The 4,812-nt window shown below is 64.9% G+C and carries 5 protein-coding genes and 1 pseudogene; 1 reads left to right on the forward strand and 5 read right to left on the reverse strand.

All coding sequences use genetic code 11. The features are described from left to right. The 5 genes and pseudogenes from E3T31_RS14850 to E3T31_RS14865 form a co-directional block, all read right to left on the reverse strand. Nucleotides 1-1,130, reverse strand: a 1,130-nt coding sequence (locus E3T31_RS14850; protein WP_134469817.1) for a DUF222 domain-containing protein, incomplete at its 3' end; no start/stop codon positions are given. Between the two features lie 224 nt (nt 1,131-1,354). Continuing rightward, on the reverse strand, nt 1,355-1,624 hold the full coding sequence (locus E3T31_RS18420) for a 4Fe-4S cluster-binding domain-containing protein (RefSeq protein ID WP_241978028.1): 270 nt from the start codon (nt 1,622-1,624) through the stop codon (nt 1,355-1,357). An 8-nt stretch (nt 1,625-1,632) separates the two neighbouring features. Then, nucleotides 1,633-1,953 (reverse strand): annotated as a pseudogene (nrdD, locus tag E3T31_RS18795) (anaerobic ribonucleoside-triphosphate reductase); the annotation flags it as partial. Then, nucleotides 1,907-3,652, reverse strand: coding sequence for a SulP family inorganic anion transporter (locus E3T31_RS14860; RefSeq protein WP_134469819.1), 1,746 nt, complete (start codon nt 3,650-3,652; stop codon nt 1,907-1,909). The gene E3T31_RS14860 and the pseudogene nrdD, both read right to left, overlap by 47 nt. A 93-nt stretch (nt 3,653-3,745) precedes the next feature. Further along, entirely contained in the window at nt 3,746-4,126 is a 381-nt protein-coding gene (locus E3T31_RS14865; RefSeq protein WP_134469821.1) for a hypothetical protein, read from the reverse strand. A gap of 571 nt (nt 4,127-4,697) precedes the next feature. Between E3T31_RS14865 and E3T31_RS14870 the strand changes: the two genes are divergently transcribed. Next, on the forward strand, nt 4,698-4,812 hold a 115-nt coding region (locus E3T31_RS14870; protein WP_241977992.1), incomplete at its 3' end, for a co-chaperone YbbN.

Genomic DNA, 4,812 nt, shown 5'->3' on the forward strand with positions numbered 1-4,812 from the left:
GTTGCCATGCCGTCCTTGTCGGGGAAGAACTGCACCCGGCGGTCGGCCAGGCATCGGGTGCGGCGAACGGTGATGCTGTCCGGGTGGAACCGCTCCCGGAGCTTGCGGGCCTTGCCGTCGAACTGCGCCGGAGTGAGGCGTTTCGCGTGCGGCAGCAGCACCGCCTCCAGTTCGGCGCGGGCGGGCTGCGAGACGGAATCGAGCTGTTCGAGCAGCCGCTGGGCATGGCGCAAGGAGATCTCCCCAGTGCGGAGGGCGTCGAGGGTCTGCGGGCGGGACTCGACCAGCACCCGGCTCTCCCGCAACAGGCCAGAGGCAGTGCCGGCCGGGATGCGCAGCGCACAGGCCATTTCGGCGACCAGACCCTGCTGAGCGGCGAAGGTCGCATCCCAGTCGTGCTCATGTTGCGGACCGGCCTGGGGGCGACCGGTCTCGGCACTGTTGGTGGTGTAATCCCACGCCTCAGTCAGAACCTCGGCCTTACTCGCCTGCGCCCACGCGATCACCTTCTCAAGGAACACCACCCGGTCGACGAATTGCGCCTGGTGCCGCTGGAACGAACTCAGCACGTCCGCGGGACCACCAGGGGCCAGGCCGGGTTGGTCCGGGTCAGCGTCAGCCGGGTCAGCGTCAGCCGGATCAGCCTCGGCACGGTCAGTGTGACGCTCGTCAGCGGCGCCTTCGTCCGCGGTGCCTTCGTCCGCGAGGTAATCGTCCGGGAGGAAATTGTCCGCGAGGTAGTTCGTATAAAGGAACGCTTCGCGGAGGTCCTCGTCGAAGAGGTGCTCGGGCGGCACCGCGGCGAACACCTCAGACAGGTCGAGGTCGGCCGGAATGGTCGGGCCGTCAATCAGCTCCGGCCGGTCAGCCGCCAGGCTCACCGATGCCGGGCTCACTGGTGCCGGGTTGACCGGTTCCAGATCGACCAGTTCCGGGCCGACGGGGTCGGTGACCTCATACGGGGCGAATTCTCCGAGCCCCTCGGCAATTTCAAACCGCCAATCAGCCTGACACTGCGCCCAGAACACCTCGAACTCGGCACGCTCCTCGGGCGTGGACGGCGGGTAGCCGTGAGCCGCGAAGAACGGATCGACACGGCCCGGCTGGGGAGTATCGCCGCTCTGGCTCATAGAAGAAGTGTACCAAAACCCGAGGCCCAAGTCGAGAGATTCTCAGATATGTTTGGATTTCTGGGCGAAGATGCATTCGGGCAGACCCCGCGTTCTCGAGACCGGCTCAGCCCAGTCCATGGCGGTCTCGGCAAGCTCAACCAACGGCAGTAGCCGGGTCTCGCAGGGAGATCGTAGTTGCTTTGCAGCGCGAGCCAGGCACGGGTCGGGCGGGGCGTCTGCCCCTAACTCAGATCCCGTTGCTCGATCTGTTCGAAGCTCCCGGTCGCGTCTTTCAACCCGCCCCACAGCATCACCTGGCCGCTGGCCAGAGACTTCCGGACGCCGATGATCCGCTGGTTACTGCTGCCCCGAAACTGCAGGTTGAGATCGCGCTTGGCGAGTTCGAACCGGCCGTCGACCAAAGCGTCGATCTTGCCGAGCATCTCGAGTTTGTCCGCACGCTCCAGCAACAGCTCTCCGAAGGAGCGTTCTGCGGCGTCGCTTCCTTGCACCGCTCAATTCGTAACAGCAGAGCGTCGCCCACCGTGGTCACTCGCTCGGCGAGAATGCTCCAGAACCTGTTCGTGTCTCCGCCGGACTCGAGGGCAATCCGGGGCAGTTTGAGCGTCACGACTCCGAGGTTCATCCGCCCCTCGGAGACATCGTTGCCGTTCTCGTCGGTCCAGCCCTGCAGGAACGAGCGGCAGCCCATCGGCACCTTGAAGCTGCCGATGAGTTCGACGATTTTGTCGTAGTCGCCCTCCTGCCCCGAGTCAGAGGCCACCGCGACCACCTCAAATCGCTCCGCCGATATCGTCGCGAAGCTCCCCACTCGCAGCATCAACCGCGGCGCCCACCGTCGGCGCGAGCCGCTCGGGTGGAAACCGGTCGCCCAGTCCGAAGGCCTGTAGCCGGTCCTTCACCGGCCCCTTCATCTCGGCGAGCACGAGCGTCACCCCCCGAGACGCGAGGTACTCGTCAAGCTCGAGCAGTTCGTCAATGGCGGTCGTGTCGATATCGGTGATCGGCTCGGCGGCAAGAATGACGGTGTGAATCGGCGTGCCATCGGCCTCCGATTCCCGCTCCGCCCTCCGCACCACCGAGCGCACGTAGTCATCAAAGATGCCCCCGTTGGCGAAGAACAGCGGGGCGTCGAAACGCACAATGACGATGCCAGGAACGCGATCGGCATCCGGATGCCGGGAGCGGTCATGGTACCCGCGCACACCCGGAATGCGCCCGAGCTCCGCCCGATACGGACGCCACGCGCGGATCACGAACGCCACCAGAGACAGCCCGATCGCCACGAGAATGCCCTGCAAAACGCCCACCAGAAAGACGCCGAGGAACGCGGCGATCGAAAGCAGGGCATCCGTTTTGTCGATCCGCCACAATCGCGAGACGCCCGAAATATCGACCAGGCTGGCGGCTGCCACAATGACCACGGCGCCGAGTGTGGCCGACGGGAGGTACCCGGTTACGCCGGGGGCAACGAGCATGAAGACGACAATGATGAGCGCACCAACCACGTTCGTCAGCTGGGATCGCGCCCCTGCCTGCTCGGCGACGGGCGTGCGCGAGGTGGAGGCGGAGATCGGAAAGCCGCCGAAGAACCCGCCCCCGATATTGGCGAGTCCGAGTCCGGCCATCTCCTGGCTGCCGTTCACACTGTCGCCGCGGCGCGCCGCGAGCGTGCGAGAGAGTACCCCGGTGTCAGCGAAGGCGATGAGCGCTATGCCCAGCGCCGGTCCGATCAGCGAAACCACGTCGCCCCAGACAAGGCCGCCGAGCGCCGGCGCGGGGAGCCCCTGCGGCATGGCGCCGACGATCGGCAGCACGTTCTGCAGCGAGAAGATCGCCGTGACCATAATGGACGCGACGACCGCGATCAGCACACCGGGGATGCGCCCGCCGAGCAGGAAACGCAACCCGACGATGACGGCGAGGGAGGCGAGGCCGAGCAGCATCGCGGCGACGACGATGCTCCCCGCCGCAGCGCCCTGCATGATTGCGCCCATCCCCTGAATCGGGCCGGGAACGTCGATGGAGAACCCGAGCAGTTTGGGAATCTGCGAAATGATCACGAGCAAAGCAAGGGCGTTGAGGTAGCCGACCCGGATCGGCCCGGAGAGCAGGTCGGTGACGAAGCCGAGTCGCAGCAATCCGGCAACGAACAGGATGAGGCCGGCCATCAGACCGAGGAGTCCGGCGAGGGCAATCGCTCGCTCGGTATTGCCGAGCGCCAACGGCAGGATCGACGCTGCGATGATCGGGGCGAGCGCCGAGTCAGGACCGAGCACGAGGATGCGCGATGGGCCGAAGACGGCGTAGACCAGCAGCGGCACGATCGTCGCGTACAGGCCGGTGTACGCGGGCAGCCCGGAGGCCTCCGCGTAGCCCATACCGGCCGGGATCAGCAGGAAGCTGAGCACGATGCCGGCGCGCAGATCAGGCATCAGCCACGCGCGCTGGTAGTGCAGGGCGGTGTTCAGCCCCGGGATCAGGCTGAAGGCAACGCCGCGGAATCCGCCGATTGGCATGACTTCACGGTAGTCCGGTCCTCGTCTGCTGTCTGGACTTCATCGGGTGTGCCGCTGCCGTCACGTCGAGCGGATGCTGATTTGAGCGGATGTTTATCTGATCGCGACGACCAGGCACCGTCCCGCCAGCACGAGGCTCACCGGCGTCATCACGAGGCGTTCCGATTTGCTGCGGGAGATCCCGTTCATGATCACACCGAGCGTGAAGTACCCAGTGAGCACCCACACGTCCACGCCGATGAAGCTCGCGCTGGAGATGAAAGACGTCAGCTCCGCCCGTTCGAGTACGAGGAGTGCAAACACGAGGTAGAGCGCGATCGAGAGGGCGCTGCCGATGCGCAAGTGCGTCGGCAGCACCTCGTGCCGGCCGCCCCAGACGAACCGTCCGAGCGGCAGGCCTGAGATCAGCAGCAGCTGGAAGATGGCGCGGAATACCAGGATGGTGCAGAGCAGGGGGGCGTCTGCGGTTGTCATGTGGTTCAGCACAGATTGACTGCACGATCGCCCGGTCAGCCCTCGATCGCCAAGCGTCTCAACCAGGCTGCACCTTTTCACAGGTTGCGCGATTTCGAGGCAAGGAAAAACCCCTGAGTCCCGGTGCTTATCAGGGATTCAGGGGTTCAAATTGCTGCGAATCTGGTGGGAAACGTGTAAAAAGGGGACCCCAAAACTATAAACATCCAGGTCCTGTGCCGGAAAACCCTGCATGTGGGATCCACAGAGCGAGGGCGCCTACACTCGCCTGAAGCTGCAAGACTTGTCACCATGCTGTCGTCGCCGATTGAACCTTCCGCGACCTCGCCAACGCTCGATCCGTCACCTCGCGCACCGAGGCATCCGTCGACAACCTCGCCCAGGCGCGCACCCGCATTCTGGCCATGTTCCGCTCCCGGCGAGAGGCGATCCGGTGGGACGCGGTCTCCGAATACGTCGGCCAGGTGGGTGTGATCAACTCTTTGTAGGCCGTTTCGGCGCTGGATACCTGCCAAGTTAGCGCATACCCCTCTAGGTATGCTAGATACCCCAGTGGGTATACACTGTGTGTATGGCTACTACCGATCTCACCGAGACCACCTTTGACGCGACCATAGCCCAGAGTCCCATCGTGCTGGTCGATTTTTGGGCCGCATGGTGCGGCCCGTGTCGCAGTTTCGCCCCGA

The sequence above is a fragment of the Cryobacterium sp. TMS1-13-1 genome (genome assembly GCF_004403125.1).
GTDB classification, from domain to species: domain Bacteria; phylum Actinomycetota; class Actinomycetes; order Actinomycetales; family Microbacteriaceae; genus Cryobacterium; species Cryobacterium levicorallinum.

Bases quoted from the DNA above. Each gene is read 5' to 3' on its own strand.
- E3T31_RS14860 (WP_134469819.1), bottom strand. From the start codon at position 3,652: ATGCCAATCGGCGGATTCCGCGGCGTTGCCTTCAGCCTGATCCCGGGG.
- E3T31_RS14865 (WP_134469821.1), bottom strand. From the start codon at position 4,126: ATGACAACCGCAGACGCCCCCCTGCTCTGCACCATCCTGGTATTCCGC.